We start from the raw sequence: 17,392 nt of genomic DNA, 5'->3' as shown, positions 1-17,392 counted from the left end.
GGACACCATTTGGAAAGCCTGTTTAAACTGCCCGTGGCGAGTGGGGCCGCGGTCAGGATTCTACAAATAACAGATACCCACCTTTTTGCCGGCGAACACGAGACGTTGCTCGGCATCAATACCTATCGCAGCTATCACGCGGTGCTGGACGCCATCCAGGCGCAGCGCCGCGACGTTGATTTGATCGTCGCCACGGGAGATTTGGCGCAGGATCATTCGCAAGAGGCGTACCGCCACTTCGCCGCCGGCATCGCGCAATTGCCGGCCCCCTGCGTGTGGCTGCCGGGTAACCACGATTTCCAACCGGCGATGGTCGACGCGTTGGCCGCCGCCGGCATTGCCCCTTCCAAACAGGTGTTGCTGGGCGACGACTGGCAGGTGCTGATGCTGGACAGCCAGGTGTTCGGCGTGCCGCACGGCGAATTGAGCGAGTATCAGCTCGAGTGGATGGAGCGCTGCCTGCAGGCTCACCCCGAGCGCTATACGCTGTTGCTGCTGCACCATCATCCGCTGCCGTCCGGTTGCACCTGGCTCGATCAGCACAGCCTGCGCAACCCGCATATGCTGGGCGCGATCCTGCTGCGTTATCCGAAAGTGAATACCGTAGTGTGCGGGCACATTCATCAGGATCTGGATCTGGAATGGCAGGGCCGGCGCCTGTTGGCGACGCCGTCCACCTGCGTGCAATTCAAGCCGCACTGCACTAACTTTACCATCGACGACGTCTCCCCCGGCTGGCGTTACCTCGATCTGTTGCCGGACGGCCGCGTCGAGACGCAGGTGTTCCGCCTGGAAAACGACGATTTCCGCCCCGATATGGACTCGGATGGATACTGATGCCTTCGACGCTGCTCTACCTGCACGGTTTCAATAGTTCGCCGCAGTCGGCCAAGGCGGTGGCCTTCAAGGCCTGGCTGGCCGAGCACCATCCCGACATCGAGATGCTGGTGCCGCAGCTGCCGGCCTTTCCGGCGGAGGCCGCCGAGATGCTGGAAAATATGGTGCTGGAACGCGCCGGGCAAACGCTCGGGCTGGTCGGCTCATCGCTGGGCGGCTATTATGCCACCTGGCTGTCGCAGTGTTTTTCCCTGCCGGCGGTGGTGGTCAACCCGGCGGTCAAGCCGTTTGAGCTGCTGGTGGACTATCTCGGCGCCAACGAGAACCCCTACACCGGCCAGCAATATGTGTTAGAGTCTCGGCACGTTTACGATCTGAAAGTGATGCAGATCGATCCCTTGGAGTCGCCGGATTTAATCTGGCTGCTGCAGCAAACGGGCGATGAAATTCTCGATTACGGCCAGGCAGTGGCGTATTACACCGCGTGTCGGCAAACGGTGGAGTCGGGTGGAAACCACGCCTTCGTCGGTTTCGAGCACTACTTCCCCCAGATTGTGGATTTTTTAGGGCTAAACGCGGTCTGACGGACCGTTCCGGCACCTCCCTTTAACCACGAAAAAATAATCAACGATGACTCAATCCAGCTATAACGCTGATGCCATTGAAGTACTCAGCGGTCTAGAACCAGTGCGCCGTCGTCCCGGCATGTATACCGACACGACGCGCCCAAACCACCTCGGCCAAGAGGTGATCGATAACAGCGTCGACGAAGCGTTGGCTGGTCACGCCAAGCGTATCGACGTGATCCTGCACGCCGATCAGTCGCTGGAAGTGATCGACGACGGCCGCGGCATGCCGGTGGACATCCACCCGGAAGAGGGCGTGCCGGCGGTTGAGTTGATCCTGTGCCGGCTGCACGCCGGCGGTAAATTCTCGAATAAAAACTACCAGTTCTCCGGCGGCCTGCACGGCGTTGGGATCTCGGTGGTCAACGCCCTGTCGAAGCGGGTAGAAGTCAACGTGCGCCGCGACGGCAACGTCTATGGCATCGCCTTCGAAAACGGCGACAAAGTGCAAGACCTGACGGTGACCGGCACCTGCGGCAAACGCAACACCGGCACCAGCGTGCACTTCTGGCCGGACGAACAGTTTTTCGACAGCCCGCGTTTCTCGGTATCGCGCCTGACTCACCTGCTGAAAGCCAAAGCGGTGCTGTGCCCCGGCGTCGAGATCTATTTCATCGACAAGGTGAACAACACCGAGCAGCGCTGGTGCTACCAGGACGGCCTGACCGACTACCTGATGGAAGCGGTTAACGGCCTGATCACCCTGCCGGAAGCGCCGTTCGTCGGCAATTTCGCCGGTGATACCGAAGCGGTGGACTGGGCGCTGCTGTGGCTGCCGGAAGGCGGCGAGCTGCTGACCGAAAGCTACGTCAACCTGATCCCGACCATGCAGGGCGGCACCCACGTCAACGGTCTGCGTCAGGGGCTGCTGGACGCGATGCGCGAGTTCTGCGAATTCCGCAACATCCTGCCGCGCGGCGTGAAGCTGTCGGCGGAGGATATCTGGGATCGCTGCGCTTACGTGCTGTCGGTGAAGATGCAGGATCCGCAGTTCGCCGGGCAGACCAAAGAGCGTCTCTCCTCGCGTCAGTGCGCGGCCTTCGTTTCCGGCGTGGTGAAAGATGCTTTCAGCCTGTGGCTGAACCAGAACGTTCAGGCGGCGGAACAGCTGGCCGAGCTGGCGATTTCCAGCGCCCAACGCCGTCTGCGCGCCGCCAAGAAAGTGGTGCGCAAGAAGCTGACCAGCGGGCCGGCGCTGCCGGGCAAGCTGGCGGACTGCACCTCGCAGGATCTGGCCATGACCGAACTGTTCCTGGTGGAAGGGGACTCGGCGGGCGGATCGGCCAAGCAGGCGCGCGATCGCGAATATCAGGCGATCATGCCGCTGAAGGGCAAGATCCTGAATACCTGGGAAGTGTCCTCGGACGAAGTGCTGGCCTCGCAGGAAGTGCACGACATTTCCGTGGCGATCGGCATCGATCCGGACAGCGAAGATCTCAGCCAGCTGCGCTACGGCAAAATCTGCATCCTGGCGGATGCGGACTCCGACGGCCTGCACATCGCCACGCTGCTGTGCGCGCTGTTCGTACGCCACTTCCGTTCGCTGGTGAAAGGCGGCCACGTTTATGTCGCCATGCCGCCGCTGTACCGCATCGATCTCGGTAAAGAAGTGTTCTACGCGCTGGATGAAGAAGAGAAGGCCGGCGTGCTGGAACAGCTGAAGCGCAAGAAGGGAAAGCCGAACGTCCAGCGCTTTAAAGGGCTGGGTGAGATGAACCCGCTGCAGCTGCGCGAAACCACCCTCGATCCGAATACCCGCCGGCTGGTGCAACTGACGGTAGCGGAAGATGATGTCGATCAGACGCTGGCGGTGATGGACATGCTGTTGGCCAAGAAGCGTTCGGAAGATCGCCGTAACTGGCTGCAAGACAAGGGCGACATGGCCGAATTGGCGGTCTGAGCCTGACCCTGGCCCGGTGAACGCCGGGCCTGCTTTCCCGCAGGGCGTTCATGCGGCGCCCGATAACCTGGGCCGAAATGCATGAAGATCACGCTCGAAGAATTGCTGGCGTTCACCTCGGTGGTCGACAGCGGTTCCATCACCTCCGCTGCCGATCGGCTCGGCCAGACGACATCCGGCATCAGCCGCGCGCTCAGCCGCCTGGAGAACAAACTCGATACCACCCTGATGCGCCGCACTACGCGTCGCCTGGAGCTGACCGAAGAGGGGGAAAGCTTCCTGAGCCATGCGCGTACGATCATCAACTCGGTGGAAAATGCCGAAGAACAAATGGCGGTGCGCCGGCAGATGCCGGCCGGGCGGTTGCGGATAAATGCGGCTGCGCCTTTTATGGAGCACGTCATCGTGCCGCTGGTAGCGGGGTTCAGGGAACGTTATCCGCAAATTTCGCTCGAGCTGAACACCGACAACCTGGTTATCGATCTGCTGGAAAAACGCACGGATATCGCTATTCGCATCGGTGCGTTGCGCGATTCGACCATTCATGCGCGCGCGCTGGGCGCCAGCCGGCTGCGCATCCTCGCCAGCCCGGCTTATCTGCAGCAGCACGGCACGCCGCAGAGTGTGGAGGCGTTGCATCGGCATTGTCTGCTCGGTTTTACCCAGCCGGAATCACTGAACCAGTGGCCGTTGCGCTATCGCCAGGCGCCGCATTTCACCATCACGCCAACGATCTCGGCGTCCAGCGGTGAAACGCTGCGGCAATTGGCGCTGCGGGGCGAGGGGATCGTACAGCTGGCAGACTTTATGACCCGTCGCGATCGGGAAGCCGGCAGGTTGGTGACATTGCTGGAGCAGGAGACGCTGGACGTGCGCCAGCCAATCAATGCGGTGTATTACCGCAATACGCAATTAGCGGCGCGCATCACCTGTTTTCTTGACTACGTCAGCGCGCACATCGACGCGCAGACGTTATAAGGCGGGGCTTACAGGGCGTTTTCCAGGATGTAGATCTCGGTGTCCAGCACGCTGTCTTTGAGGGTGTCGCGGTGTTTGAGCATGTGTTCAATGGCCAGGTGTTTTTCCAGATGCGCCATGCTTTCCCATTTCTCCAGCATGAACACCGAATCCGGCGACCGCTTCTGCCACGGCGCCTGGGTATTGCTGTCGACCATCGGCGTGTATTCGCCGCAGCCGTCTTCCGCCAGCACCAGCGGCACCAGCTTTTCAATGGCTTGCAGTACGGTGGCGCGGTGGCCGGGTTTCACTTTGATTTCTGCGATTACGGTGATCATGCTTACCTCGTTGATGAGAATGTTCTGCGCCAGTTAAGCAAAAATTTTCGCCAGATGCTCGCGATAACGCGTGATGTCGTCCGCGATATTCGGCTCTTTGATCACATTGTTGCAGATGAAGGTCGGCAGCGCTTCCATCCCCAGGAACTGGTTGGCCTTGTGGAAGTGCAGGTAAACGCCGTCGACGCCGACGCCGTGGAAGAACTGATCGGGATCGGTGAAGGCCTCCAGCGGGGCGTTCCAGGTCAGGCTCAGCAGGTATTTCTTGCCCTGGATCAGGCCGCCGGAGCCATATTTTTTGCTTTCGTCAGAACGAGAGCGGCCGTCGTTGGCATACAGGCTACCGTGGCCGGCGGTGAACACTTCATCGATGTATTTTTTCAGGATCCAGGGTTCGCCCATCCACCAGCCCGGCATCTGATAGATGACCGCGTCGGCCCACAGGTATTTCTGTACTTCGGCTTCGATGTCATAGCCGTCGTCGACCACGGTGACCTGCACATCGTGCTGCAGATCGCGCAGGAAGCTTTCCGCCACGTCGCTCAGGGTTTGATTGAGTTCGCCGTTGGAATGGCCGAATTGTTTTTTAGCGTTGATAATCAGGATATTGCTCATCTTTCGCGGCTCCCGTCAGAGTTAAGATATGGCATGCTTCCCGCCGAAAAGGCGGAAAACATCTCGCTGGCGACGAGTGTAATCGTTAGTCAGGCAAGTAAAAATGCGATCCGGCGCACAACAGTGTTGACTGCCAGTCAATAAAGAAGCCGCCAGGTAGCGAAATTTTGCATAAACCGCATTGCGCAACCGGCCGCCGCCGGCGATCCTTGCGCCAACTGTGACAGCTACCCCGCAGATGGGTTACTATCGCGGGCAGAATCGACAAGCGATGCCTTTTGTCGTCCAAGGGATTGCCAAGCCACGGTCTGAGGATAATTGAGTAATGAGTGATCTGACTCATGACGGTGTAGAGCGTTTACCGCTGCACACATTCACTGAAAACGCCTATCTGAACTATTCCATGTACGTCATCATGGATCGGGCGTTGCCGTACATTGGCGACGGTTTGAAGCCGGTACAACGCCGTATCATCTACGCCATGTCTGAGCTGGGGCTGAACAACAGCGCCAAATTCAAGAAATCCGCCCGTACCGTGGGCGACGTGCTGGGTAAATACCACCCGCACGGCGACAGCGCGTGTTATGAAGCCATGGTGCTGATGGCGCAGCCGTTCTCGTATCGCTATCCGCTGGTGGACGGCCAGGGGAACTGGGGCGCGCCGGACGATCCCAAGTCGTTCGCGGCGATGCGCTATACCGAATCGCGCCTGTCCAAATACGCCGAAGTCTTGCTGGCCGAACTGGGCCAGGGCACGGTCGATTGGATCCCGAACTTTGACGGCACGCTGCAAGAGCCGAAGATGCTGCCGGCGCGTCTGCCAAACATCCTGCTGAACGGCACCACCGGCATCGCGGTCGGCATGGCGACCGACATTCCGCCGCACAACGTGCGTGAAGTCGCCGCGGCGGCGGTGGCGCTGCTCGACAAACCGGGCGCCTCGCTCGATGATCTGCTCGAGTTCGTGCAGGGGCCGGACTTCCCGACCGAAGCCGAGATCATCACTCCGCGCGATGAGATTCGCAAAATTTACCAGAGTGGCCGCGGCTCGGTGCGCATGCGCGCCGTGTGGAAGAAAGAGGATGGCAGCGCGGTGATCACCGCCTTGCCGCATCAGGTTTCCGGCGCCAAGGTGCTGGAGCAGATCGCCAGCCAGATGCGCGCCAAGAAGCTGCCGATGGTCGAGGATCTGCGCGATGAATCCGACCACGAAAACCCGACGCGTCTGGTGATCGTGCCGCGTTCCAACCGCATCGATCTGGAGCAGGTGATGAATCACCTGTTCGCTACCACCGATCTGGAACGCAGCTACCGCATCAACATGAACATGATCGGTCTGGACAACCGCCCGCAGGTGAAAGGGCTGGTGGAGATCCTCACCGAATGGCTGGCCTACCGTCGCGATACGGTGCGCCGCCGCCTGAACTACCGCCTCGAGAAAGTGCTCAAGCGTCTGCATATCCTCGAAGGTTTGCTGGTGGCGTTCCTCAACATCGACGAGGTGATCCACATCATCCGCAGCGAGGATGAGCCGAAGCCGGTGCTGATGCAGCGTTTCGGCATCTCCGATACCCAGGCGGAAGCGATCCTCGAGCTGAAACTGCGTCACCTGGCCAAACTGGAAGAGGTCAAGATCCGCGGTGAGCAGGATGAGCTGGCGAAAGAGCGCGATCAGCTGCAGGCGCTGCTGGCGTCCGAGCGCAAGCTGAATACGCTGATCAAGAAAGAGATCCAGGCCGATGCGCAAACCTATGGCGACGATCGCCGTTCACCACTGACCGAGCGTGCGGAAGCCAAGGCGATGAGCGAGCATGACTTCGTGCCGTCCGAGCCGGTGACCATTGTGCTGTCGGAAATGGGCTGGGTGCGCAGCGCCAAGGGCCACGATATCGATCCTGCCGGGTTGAGCTACAAGGCCGGCGACAGTTTCCGTGGTGCGGCACGCGGCAAGAGCAACCAGCCGGTGGTGTTCATCGATTCTACCGGGCGCAGCTATGCGCTCGATCCGATGACGCTGCCGTCGGCACGCGGGCAGGGCGAGCCGTTGACCGGCAAGCTGACACCGCCGCCGGGCGCCACCATTGAGCAGGTGCTGATGGCGGCCGACGATCAGAAGCTGCTGATGGCGTCCGACGCCGGTTACGGCTTCGTCTGTACTTTCAACGATCTGGTGGCGCGCAACCGCGCCGGCAAGGTGATGATCACGCTGCCGGACAACGCCAGAGCGCTGCCGCCGATGGAAATTCACGGCGCAGACGATATGCTGCTGTCGATCACCGCCGCCGGGCGCATGCTGATGTTCCCGGTCGCCGATCTGCCGCAGCTGTCGAAGGGCAAGGGCAACAAGATCGTCTCCATTCCGGCGGCGCAGGCCGCAGCCGGTGAAGACAAGCTGGCCTGGCTGTTCGTGCTGCCGCCGCAGGCGTCCGTCACGTTGCACGTTGGCAAACGCAAGCTGACGCTGCGCCCGGAAGATCTGCAGAAGTTCCGCGCGGAGCGCGGCCGCAAGGGGACCCAGCTGCCGCGCGGCCTGCAGCGCATCGATCGCGTCGAAGTGGATGCGCCGGTGCGGGCGTCGGGCGGCGACAGCGAAGAGTAAGCGTTGGCGCTAGCGTTAACGGGCGGTCGCAGCGTGCTGTGGCCGCCTTATTTATTTTTGCTGGCGTTTATTTTCCAAATAGTTAACATTTCTGCGCATAAAATTATTGTGCGTACTGCCGCCTGGCAGGAAAATAGCGAGAAATGCGGGCGACATGGGCGTGCTTATCGCCCGGCCGGCAAATAATGAGTAAAGGAATCTGCGCAGCGAAGTAAACTGCGTTGGCAGTGTGCTAATGAGGTTGTTATGTTATTGATTTTGCGTGCCGTTCTCGCCACTCTCTTCTGTATTCTGGTGTGTATTTTCGGTTCTATTTATTGCTTGTTCAGCCCGCGCAACCCCCGCCATGTGGCGACCTTCGGCCATCTTTTCGGCCGCCTGTCGACGCTGTTCGGCATCAAGGTTGAAACCCGCGTGCCGGCCGATGCGGCCAACAACGGCAAGTGCATCTATATCGCCAACCACCAAAATAACTACGACATGGTGACGGCTTCTAATATTGTGCAGCCGCGCACCGTGACCGTCGGTAAAAAAAGTCTGGTATGGATCCCGTTTTTCGGCCCGCTGTATTGGCTGACCGGTAATCTGCTGATAGATCGTGATAATCGCGCCAAGGCGCACGGCACCATCGCCCAGGTGGCGGAGCAGTTCAAAAAGAAAGACATTTCTATCTGGATGTTCCCGGAAGGAACCCGCAGCCGTGGCCGTGGGCTGATGCCGTTTAAAACCGGCGCGTTCCACGCGGCCATCGCCGCCGGCGTGCCGATTGTACCGATCTGTGTATCCACCACCAGCGGTAATATAAATCTTAATCGCTGGAATAACGGGCATGTGATCGTCGAGATGTTGGCGCCGGTGGATACCAGCAAATACGGCAAAGAAAACGTGCGCGAGCTGGCGGCCCATTGCCGCGAGCTGATGGAGGCGAAAATCGCCGAATTGGACGCTGAAGTCGCCCAGCGCAACGCCGCCAAAAAATAAGAGTCTACCGGCTTCAAAGAATAAGGTTTTAATTGGCGTTCAGCGCCGTTAACGCCTGAACGCCTGCTAATCTTGATTGGCGGGCGTTTGGGTTTTGCACACGGTTTAGTTATTGCTTTTCATGGAGAAGATATGTCACTCAGTCGACGTCAGTTTTTACAGGCATCGGGCCTGGCGCTGTGCGCGGGCGCCGTGCCGCTGAGGGCTGAAGCGAGCGGAACGCAGACCCCGTTACCCATTCCCCCGCTGCTGGAGTCTCGCCGCGGTCAGCCGCTGTTCCTGACCTTGCAGCGCGCCCACTGGGCGTTTATGGATAACCGCAAAGCGGCGGTGTGGGGCATCAACGGCATGTACCTGGGGCCGACGGTGCGGGTTTACAGCGGTGACGACGTCAAACTGATTTACAGCAACCGTCTGCAGGAGCCGGTGGCGATGACCATCAGCGGTCTGCAGGTGCCGGGCACCCTGATGGGCGGCGCGCCGCGCATGATGTCACCCAACGTTGACTGGTCGCCGGTGCTGCCCATCCGTCAGGCGGCGGCTACCTGCTGGTACCACGCCAACACCCCAAACCGTATGGCGCCGCACGTTTACAACGGGTTGGCCGGGCTGTGGCTGGTGGAGGATGCCGTCAGCAAAGCGCTGCCGCTGCCCAACCACTATGGCGTCGACGATTTCCCGTTGATCATTCAAGACAAACGCTTCGATAACTTCGGCACGCCACAATACGACGCGCCGTCGCAGGGCGGCTTCGTCGGCGATACGCTGTTGGTTAACGGCGTGCAAAACCCGTATGTCGACGTATCGCGCGGCTGGGTGCGTTTGCGCCTTCTAAATGCCTCCAACGCGCGGCGTTATACCCTGCAGCTCAGCGACGGGCGGCCGTTCAACGTGATCGCCAGCGATCAGGGCTTCTTGCCTGCGCCGGTCGCGGTGCAACAGCTTTCGCTGGCGCCGGGCGAACGCCGGGAAGTGCTGATCGACATGTCGAAGGGCGAGGAGGTGACCATCACCGCCGGTGAAGCGGCGGGCATCATGGATCGCCTGCGCGGCCTGTTCGAGCCGTCGAGCATTCTGGTGTCCACCCAGGTGCTGACGCTGCGCCCGACCGGCCTGCTGCCGCTGGTGACCGACAACCTGCCGATGCGCCTGCTGGCGGATCAGCTGTTGGACGGCAGCGCCAGCCGCACCCGCGATTTCCGCCTGGGCGACGGCGGCGCCGGCATCAACGGCGCGATTTGGGACATGAACCGCATCGACGTACAGGCACAGCAAGGCACCTGGGAACGTTGGAACATTCATGCGGATACGCCGCAGTCGTTCCATATTCAGGGCGTGCAGTTCCTGATCAAACGCGTCAACGGCGCGCAGCCGATGGCGGAAGATCGCGGCTGGAAGGACACCGTCTGGGTCGATGGCGACGTCGAGCTGTTGGTGTATTTCAACCAACCTACCTCCGAACACTTCCCGTTCCTGTATTACAGCCAGACGCTGGAGATGGCCGATCGCGGCACTGCCGGCCAGCTGATGGTACAGCCGACAATGTAACCCGCTCTGCGGGCCGCTTAGGGCGCCCGCAGCATCTCCAGGAAGGCCTGCACCACCGGCGTGACGCTGTCTGCGCGGTAAACCGCGTACAGATCCGCCGGCGGCGCCTGTTGCAGCGAGCAAAAGCGTACGCCGGGCCACGGAATGCGGCCGTAGCTGTCCGGCAGCAGCGTAATGCCGCAGCCTTCCGCCACCAGCGCCAGCAGGGTTTGCGGCTCGTTAACCTGATAAGCGACGTCCGGCAAAAATCCCTGCTGCAGGCACAGATTGTGCAGATACAGCCCCAGGCTGGCCTCATGCGGCGGCAGCACGATGAAGCTGTCGTTCTGCAGCGCCGCCAGCGGAATGTTTTCCTGCTGCGCCAGCGGATGATCAAGCGGCAGCACCACGGCGATGCTTTCGCTTGCCAACCGTTGGCAGGTCAACCCCGGCAGCGTCTGTTGCTGTGCCTCTCGCCAGACCCCGATGTCGATATGCCGCTTTTGCAGCGCGATGATTTGCTGGCTGGGCGTCAGCTCGTTCAACGACCAGGTGACGCCGGCGCTCCGCTCGCTGAATCGCCGCAGCGTCGCGATCAGGCCGCCCCAGGCCGAGGTGCCGACCATACCGACCACCATATGGCCGCCTTCGCCACGCCCCATCTGTTGCACCTGATGCAGCGCGCTGTCGGCCTGATCCAGCAGTCGCTCGACGTTGCGCAGCAGCGTGCGGCCGGCCGGCGTCAGCGTCATGGAGCGGGTGGTGCGTTTGAACAGCACCACCCCGAGCTGGCTTTCCAGATCCTTGATGTGCTTGCTGAGCGGCGGCTGTGACATATTCAGCCGTCGCGCCGCTTGGGTGAAGTTCATCTCTTCCGCCACCACGCGGAAATAGTGCAGCAGGCGGAAGTTAATCCGGCCGGGATCGGGCAGGGCTTGGGGCGGGTTCATCCGGGGTAAGGCCTCCTGTGACGCAGCTCAACTTATAGGTAAATGGAATAAATCGGCCGCCAAGAATGTATTGGTCTCGGCCGCGCCTCGCTCTCTACTATGGGGATTATTATCCCCCGCTGAAAGAGAGAATACGATGTTTAATCAAGAAGATGCTTTTACCTGCGCCGATGTCGTCCGCACCCGTTTGCCGGGCTTCCAGCCGAAAGCGGCCTTGATTCTCGGCTCCGGGCTCGGCGCTTTGGCGGAGGTGATGACCGAAACCGTCACCCTCGACTACGCGGAGCTGCCGGGTTTCCCGGTGAGCGGCGTCGCCGGCCACGCTGGGCAACTGGTTGCCGGCAAGCTGGAGGGCGTGCCGGTCCTGTGCATGAAAGGGCGTGGTCATTTCTATGAAGGACGCGGCATGCAGGTGATGACCACCGCAGTGCGCACCTTCAAACTGCTGGGCTGCGAATTCCTGCTGGCGACCAACGCCGCCGGTTCGCTGCGCCGCTCGGTGGCGCCGGGCAGCCTGGTGGCCATTACCGATCACATCAACTTCATGCCGGAATCGCCGCTGGTCGGCGCCAACGACGAGCGCTTCGGGCCGCGCTTCTTCAGCCTGGCGAACGCCTACGATCGCGATCTGCGCGCCCAACTGGCGGCGGTGGCCGAAAGCGCGGGCATCCCGCTGGCGGAAGGGGTATTCGCCGCCTACACCGGGCCGAATTTCGAAACGCCGGCGGAGATCCGCATGATGCAGACCCTGGGCTGCGACGTGGTGGGCATGTCGATCGTGCCGGAAGTCCTGACGGCGCGCCACTGCGGTCTCAAGGTGTTGGTGGTGTCCGCGATGACCAACTACGCCGAAGGGTTGTCGGACACGCCGCTCTCCCATGAACAAACGCTCAGCTGCGCGGCGCTGGCGGCGGACGATTTCATGCGCCTTATCCGCGAGCTGTTCAAAACGCTGTAAGACCGCAAGCAAACCGGCGGCGGGCTGCAGGGGGCCTGCTGCACCAATCATCGTTGAAAGCATAATAACAAGGTGATGGCGATGGCGATAAAAACACGATTAAAAGTCATGATTTTCCTGCAGTTCTTTATTTGGGGCGCCTGGCTGGTGACGCTGGGCTCCTACATGATCAACACGCTGCATTTCAGCGGTATGCAGGTGGGAATGGTTTACAGCGCCAAGGGTATCGCCGCGCTGATCATGCCGGGGCTAGCGGGCATCATCGCCGATCGATGGATGAAGGCCAACTACCTGTATGCGCTTTGCCACCTGTTCGGGGCGCTGGCGCTGTACTGCGCGGCGCAGGTCGAGCAACCGATGCTGATGTTCTGGGTGATGCTGTTCAACGCCATGGTTTATATGCCGACCATCGCGCTCTCCAACGCCATTTCCTATTTTTGCCTGGAGAAGCACGGCTTTGACACGGTGAAGGACTTTCCGCCGGTGCGGGTGTACGGCACGGTGGGATTCATTCTGGCAATGTGGCTGGTCGGTTTCAGCCAAATCGAGCTCAGCAATCTGCAGCTGTATCTGGCTTCTGCGGCGTCGCTGCTGCTGTCCGCCTATTCGCTGACGCTGCCGCGCTGCCCGACCAACCGCGCGGCCGAGTCGAAGAGCTGGGTGAGCGTGCTGGGGCTAGATGCGCTGGTGTTGTTCCGCCAGCGGCGCATGGCGCTGTTTTTCCTGTTCGCCATGTTGCTTGGCGCGGCGCTGCAGATAACCAATACTTTCGGTAACCCGTTTCTGCACGATCTGTCGCTCAATCCGCTGTATCAGGACAGCCTCAGCGTCCGGTATCCGGCGGTGCTGCTGTCGCTGTCGCAGATCTCCGAAGTGTTCTTTATCCTTACCATTCCCTTCTTCCTGCGCCGTTACGGCATCAAGCAGGTGATGTTGATCAGCATGGCGGCCTGGACGCTGCGTTTCCTGTTTCTGGCTTACGGCACGCCGGTCGGCTTTGGTTTCGTGCTGCTGCTGTTGTCGATGATCGTCTACGGCTGCGCCTTCGACTTCTTTAATATCTCCGGCGCCATCTTCGTCGAGAAGGAGGCCGACCACCGCATCCGCGCCAGTGCGCAGGGGCTGTTCATGACCATGGTCAATGGTCTGGGCGCCTATGTGGGTGCGCTCGCCAGCGGCGAAGTGGTGGATTTCTTCAGCCATGACGGCGTGAAAGACTGGCAGAGCATCTGGCTGGTGTTTGCGCTGTATACACTGGTACTGGGGATTGTGTTCGCGTTGAGCTTCAACTATCGCCACTCGCCGCAGGAGAGCGCGGCGGCGGCGCACTAAGGCAGAAGGCGCCGAGTGACGGCGCCTTGAAACGTCAGGCCTGAGGGAAGCGCTGTTGCAGTTGGTGCCGGTCCGGCGGATTGGCGGCGCCGAGGCTGGCCACCACGCAGGCGGCGACCCGGTTGGCCAAATCGACCGCCTGCGGCAGCGGCCAGCCGGCGGACAGCCCCGCCAGCAAACCGGCGCAGTGGGCATCGCCCGCGCCGATGGTATCGATGACGTCTACCGGATAGGCGGGAACGTGCAGCGGCGGTGTGCGGCCGTCACAGATCCACGCGCCGTCGCGATCCAGGCGACAGATCAACGTCAGGTTACGGGCGGCGGCATAGCGCTGCGCGGCATCCACCGCGTCGCCGGCGCCGCACAGCGCGGCCACTTCGTCACGGTTGAGCGTCAGCAGGGTGTGGCTGTCGCTGAGCATGGCGAAGAAATCTTCGCTGAGCTGGGCGATGCGCGGGCCGGGATCGATCAGACGCGGTTGGTCGAACGGCATGCGCGTCAGCCACTCGCGCAGCGCTTCGCCGTTTTCGCCCGCCAGCTCGTAGCCGCTGGCGTAGATCAGGGTGTGTTCCGTCAGCGGCAGCGTGGCCAGCTGCGCTTTATTCCATTGGCTTTCGCAACCGGAAACCGTGATGAAGGTGCGTTCGCCGTTCGGCTCCACCAGCGCCAGGCACCAGCCGTTGTCCATCTGGCCGTGGCGCAACAGCACCTCCAGCCCCAGTTCGCCCATGGCGGCTTCGACAGCCGCGCCCCATTCGCCGTTGCCAACCGGCATGCCGTTGATCACCGGCACTTCAAGGCGCGTCAGCGCGCGCGCCACGTTGAACGCGCAACCGCCGATTTGCCGCGCCTGCGGCTGGGCTTCGATATCTTCGCCGCTGGTCGGCAGGCGGGGCAGCGTCATCACCAGATCGCCGACCGCGCCCCCAATCACCAGGACAGGTGTTACAGCTTCCCACTCACTCATTGATGTTCTCTGCGTTGGGTCAGGTACAGACCGTAAGCGATCAGACTCACCGCAAACGACACAAACAGCCCCAGGCTGGAATCGGCAAACAAGCCTTTGGCCAGCGGGCCGTCGATAAAACCAGTTTTAGTGACCAGCAGGCCGCACAGGGCGCCGAGGAACCAGCAAAACAGCGGGGCTTTGCGCACGCCGCGGTTCTGGCCATGCAGGCCGTACAAAGCGTTGCCATCATACCCGTGGCGACGGCGCAGGCACAGGTAATCGAGCAGGAAAATCGCCTCCCAGGCCGCCAGGAACACCCCGCAGAACACCAGGAAGGAGATGAACGGCCCCATAAAGTCGCCGGAGATGAACAGCACATACAGGGCGATGCCCAGCACCACGGCCGCGTCGATCGATACCGCCAACCACTGTTTGACCTGCACGCCGATGGTCAGCAGGTTAAGGCTGGCTGAATACAGGCTGAGCACCGCGATGGTGACGATGCCGGCGGTGGCGGCCAGCAGATAAGGGATCGCCATCCAGGCGGGCAGCACCGAACCAATCAGCGCGATGGGGTTGGCGGCGCTGGCCAGATCGGGCAGCTGCACGGAAAGCAGAATACCGGCCAGCATCAGCAGCATTAGCGGCAAACAGGCGCCGCCCATTACCGCGGCGAAAATGCTTTTGCTCGACGAGCTCGGGCTTTGATAGCGGCTGTAATCGGCGCCGGCGATTGCCCAGCTGATGCCAGTGCCGGCGGCGATCACCGATACCGCCGGCAGGAAGCCGGTCAACCAACTGCCGGAAGGCAGCGCCAACACCTGGCTCCACTCGGTGTTGAACAGGATATAGAGCACCACGATCAGCGTCATGGTGCCGAAGATGCGGCTGAACCAGCTTTGCATCCAGACCACGGTATTTTGCCCCAGCAGGCTGACGACGACAGTGAGCCCGCCGAACAGCAGCAGGCTGAGCGCGGTCAGCAGGTGACTGCTCCCCAGTCCGAAGGCCTCGAACAGCGCCGCCAGCGTCAGGGTGCCGGTGATCACGTTGACCGCTTCCCAGCCCATCAGATTGATCCAACTGAACAGGGTGGGCGCCACGTTGCCCTTCAGCCCGAAAATCACTCGCGACAGCGTCAGCGTAGAGGTGCGCCCGCGCTTGCCGGCGAAGCTGGTGAGGCCGACCAGCACGAAGCTGGCGACGCCGACCAGCGCGGCGAGCACCGATTGCAGAAAAGATAAGCCGAAGCCGACGATGATGGCGCCGTACACTACGCCGAGGATGCCGATATTGGCCGCCGACCAGATCCAAAACAGCTCGATGGGCTTGCCGGTCTGCTCCGCGTCCGGCACCCGGTCGATACCGGTGCTTTCTACCTTCCATGCTTCATTGCGATTGATATCGGTCATAGCAAATGATCCCTGTTGCGCAGGGCCGCGAGGGCCGCCGCAGTTGACTGAAAATCGATTCCGTTGGCGCGGTTGAGGCCGGCTATCCCGTTGTCGGGGGACGACGCCGATTCCGCGCAGTGTGTAGCGGCTGAGACCGCCAGGTCTGTCAAAATGAGGGCGGTATCCGCCTTATCGGGTGAGGCACGTCGGCCGCACGGCGCCAATGAGTGTAGCCAAAGAGTGGGTCTGCAGCGGGGGTTGGCGAAGCGGGTACGTTTCTATTTGCCGACATCAGTCCGGTTCGCTCACGCGATAGGATCCTGTGACGCGGCTATGAGCCGTGAGCAAGCTATCCATTAGCTCCGTTGCTTATTATCGGCCGTTTGTGCTGGCAGTATATGCCCGCTGCCGGCCATCAAGGGTATCCTTTAGGGCTGGCAGCGGGTTTTTTATTGTTTTTAAAGTGGGTCCCTGGTGTTGGTGCTATTGATGTATCAACATCAATAAGCACAGATTACGCGCGATCTAGATCCAATGAAAGTCCATTAGGCAAAAATTGTGATGCCACTCTGAAAACATTAGCGATATTTTAGTTAAGGTGAGGGGCTTATCGCTGGACAGGCGATAGGATAAAAATGAAATTCAGACAAATGGCATAAGCAGGAGGGCGGGCGAATGACGGATTTTATGGCCTGGCTGCGTGGCCATCTGGCGCAGGGGGCGGTAGCGCCGCGTTATATTCAGCTGGCGACGGCGATAGAAACTGCAATCAGGCAGCAGGTGTTGGCGGCGGAGGCGTTTTTGCCGCCGGAACGGCAGATGGCGGAAGGCCTGGCGCTGTCGCGCGTCACCGTCAGCAAGGCGATGAAGCTGCTGGAGGAGAAGGGGCTGATTTCGCGGCAGCAGGGCGTCGGTACCCGCGTGGCGATGCACATTGGTTATTCCCTCGATAAGGACAGCGGTTTCACCGCTCAGGCGCTGCGTCACGGCAGCCGCGTCAGCAATCGATGGCTGCTGCGCACCCGGGTCGGCGCACCGGCCAAGGCCGCGGCGGCGCTGGGGCTGGCGGAGGGAGACGAGGTGATTAAACTGCGGCGGTTGCGCTTGCTGAACGGCAGCCCGGTCTCGCTGGAAACTACCTATATACCGCCGCGCTTCCTGCCAGAACCGGGGCAGCTGGAACATTCGCTGTATGCGCTATGGCAATCGCGCGGCATCGTGCCTGAAGATAAACACTTTCTGTTGAAGGCGGTATCCTGCAGCGACGAGGTCGCCGAACTGCTCAACGTACCGTGCGGCGCGCCGTTGTTGCACATCATCCAGACCAGCCGCAACGCCCGGGGCGAGGCATTGGAGTACAGTGATATCTTGTGCCGCAGCGATGTTTATGAATTCGAGGTGAATGGTTAGCGAAATAACCATGCTCTTT

Annotated in this window: 15 protein-coding genes; 10 read left to right on the top strand and 5 right to left on the bottom strand. The window is 61.0% G+C overall.

The genetic code is table 11. From position 1 onward, the window contains the following. The first annotated feature begins 9 nt into the window (after window positions 1-9). The 4 genes from cpdA to ACJ8HA_RS17975 all read left to right on the top strand — a co-directional run bounded on the left by cpdA (window position 10) and on the right by ACJ8HA_RS17975 (window position 4,341). Complete coding sequence (gene cpdA, locus ACJ8HA_RS17990) at window positions 10-837, top strand: 3',5'-cyclic-AMP phosphodiesterase (protein WP_060434581.1); 828 nt, start codon at window positions 10-12, stop codon at window positions 835-837. After that, window positions 837-1,421, top strand: a complete 585-nt coding sequence (gene yqiA / locus ACJ8HA_RS17985) for an esterase YqiA (RefSeq protein ID WP_025304306.1) — start codon at window positions 837-839, stop codon at window positions 1,419-1,421. The genes cpdA and yqiA overlap by 1 nt, the downstream gene beginning before the upstream one ends. Window positions 1,422-1,467: 46 nt before the next feature. Further along, window positions 1,468-3,363, top strand: coding sequence for a DNA topoisomerase IV subunit B (gene parE / locus ACJ8HA_RS17980; RefSeq protein ID WP_025304305.1), 1,896 nt, complete (start codon window positions 1,468-1,470; stop codon window positions 3,361-3,363). A gap of 81 nt (window positions 3,364-3,444) precedes the next feature. After that, complete coding sequence (locus ACJ8HA_RS17975) at window positions 3,445-4,341, top strand: LysR substrate-binding domain-containing protein (RefSeq protein ID WP_060448052.1); 897 nt, start codon at window positions 3,445-3,447, stop codon at window positions 4,339-4,341. 8 nt (window positions 4,342-4,349) lie between these two features. Here ACJ8HA_RS17975 and ACJ8HA_RS17970 read toward each other — a convergent pair whose 3' ends face one another. Together ACJ8HA_RS17970 and ACJ8HA_RS17965 are read right to left on the bottom strand one after the other, a co-directional pair. Beyond that, the gene (locus ACJ8HA_RS17970) at window positions 4,350-4,658 is read right to left on the bottom strand and encodes a putative quinol monooxygenase (RefSeq protein WP_025304303.1); all 309 of its coding nucleotides are present in this window, start codon (window positions 4,656-4,658) and stop codon (window positions 4,350-4,352) included. Window positions 4,659-4,691: 33 nt separating this feature from the next. Further along, on the bottom strand, window positions 4,692-5,273 hold the full coding sequence (locus tag ACJ8HA_RS17965; protein ID WP_049204421.1) for an NAD(P)H-dependent oxidoreductase: 582 nt from the start codon (window positions 5,271-5,273) through the stop codon (window positions 4,692-4,694). 325 nt (window positions 5,274-5,598) lie between these two features. Between ACJ8HA_RS17965 and parC the strand changes: the two genes are divergently transcribed. The 3 genes from parC to ftsP all read left to right on the top strand — a co-directional run bounded on the left by parC (window position 5,599) and on the right by ftsP (window position 10,401). Then, window positions 5,599-7,872: a DNA topoisomerase IV subunit A gene (parC, locus tag ACJ8HA_RS17960; protein ID WP_025304301.1), complete on the top strand. Its 2,274-nt coding sequence runs from the start codon at window positions 5,599-5,601 to the stop codon at window positions 7,870-7,872. Window positions 7,873-8,118: 246 nt separating this feature from the next. Continuing rightward, the gene (locus ACJ8HA_RS17955) at window positions 8,119-8,853 is read left to right on the top strand and encodes a 1-acylglycerol-3-phosphate O-acyltransferase (RefSeq protein ID WP_025304300.1); all 735 of its coding nucleotides are present in this window, start codon (window positions 8,119-8,121) and stop codon (window positions 8,851-8,853) included. A gap of 132 nt (window positions 8,854-8,985) precedes the next feature. Next, window positions 8,986-10,401, top strand: a complete 1,416-nt coding sequence (ftsP, locus tag ACJ8HA_RS17950) for a cell division protein FtsP (protein ID WP_025304299.1) — start codon at window positions 8,986-8,988, stop codon at window positions 10,399-10,401. A 17-nt stretch (window positions 10,402-10,418) separates the two neighbouring features. On the opposite strand, the gene ACJ8HA_RS17945 is transcribed toward ftsP, so the two are convergent. Next, window positions 10,419-11,330 (bottom strand): LysR family transcriptional regulator, encoded by a 912-nt coding sequence (locus ACJ8HA_RS17945; RefSeq protein ID WP_442515425.1) that lies wholly within the window; start codon window positions 11,328-11,330, stop codon window positions 10,419-10,421. Between the two features lie 136 nt (window positions 11,331-11,466). On the opposite strand from ACJ8HA_RS17945, the gene xapA reads away from it, so the two are divergent. Beyond that, window positions 11,467-12,288, top strand: a complete 822-nt coding sequence (xapA, locus tag ACJ8HA_RS17940; protein ID WP_142591165.1) for a xanthosine phosphorylase — start codon at window positions 11,467-11,469, stop codon at window positions 12,286-12,288. Between the two features lie 81 nt (window positions 12,289-12,369). After that, window positions 12,370-13,620: a nucleoside permease gene (locus ACJ8HA_RS17935; protein WP_025304296.1), complete on the top strand. Its 1,251-nt coding sequence runs from the start codon at window positions 12,370-12,372 to the stop codon at window positions 13,618-13,620. A gap of 34 nt (window positions 13,621-13,654) precedes the next feature. Here the strand turns inward: ACJ8HA_RS17935 and ACJ8HA_RS17930 are convergent, their stop codons facing one another. Both ACJ8HA_RS17930 and ACJ8HA_RS17925 read right to left on the bottom strand, forming a co-directional pair. Continuing rightward, window positions 13,655-14,587: a PfkB family carbohydrate kinase gene (locus tag ACJ8HA_RS17930; protein ID WP_049296252.1), complete on the bottom strand. Its 933-nt coding sequence runs from the start codon at window positions 14,585-14,587 to the stop codon at window positions 13,655-13,657. Beyond that, the gene (locus ACJ8HA_RS17925; protein ID WP_049296251.1) at window positions 14,584-15,981 is read right to left on the bottom strand and encodes a purine-cytosine permease family protein; all 1,398 of its coding nucleotides are present in this window, start codon (window positions 15,979-15,981) and stop codon (window positions 14,584-14,586) included. The genes ACJ8HA_RS17930 and ACJ8HA_RS17925 overlap by 4 nt, the downstream gene beginning before the upstream one ends. 657 nt (window positions 15,982-16,638) lie before the next feature. Here ACJ8HA_RS17925 and ACJ8HA_RS17920 point away from each other — a divergent pair. Further along, the gene (locus ACJ8HA_RS17920; protein WP_043142111.1) at window positions 16,639-17,373 is read left to right on the top strand and encodes a GntR family transcriptional regulator; all 735 of its coding nucleotides are present in this window, start codon (window positions 16,639-16,641) and stop codon (window positions 17,371-17,373) included. Window positions 17,374-17,392: the final 19 nt, after the last annotated feature.

The sequence above is a fragment of the Serratia sp. CY33802 genome (genome assembly GCF_052169095.1).
Taxonomy (GTDB): domain Bacteria; phylum Pseudomonadota; class Gammaproteobacteria; order Enterobacterales; family Enterobacteriaceae; genus Serratia; species Serratia bockelmannii.
The sequence above is the reverse complement of the archived record's forward strand: the minus strand, read 5'-3'. Positions and strand labels throughout refer to the sequence as shown.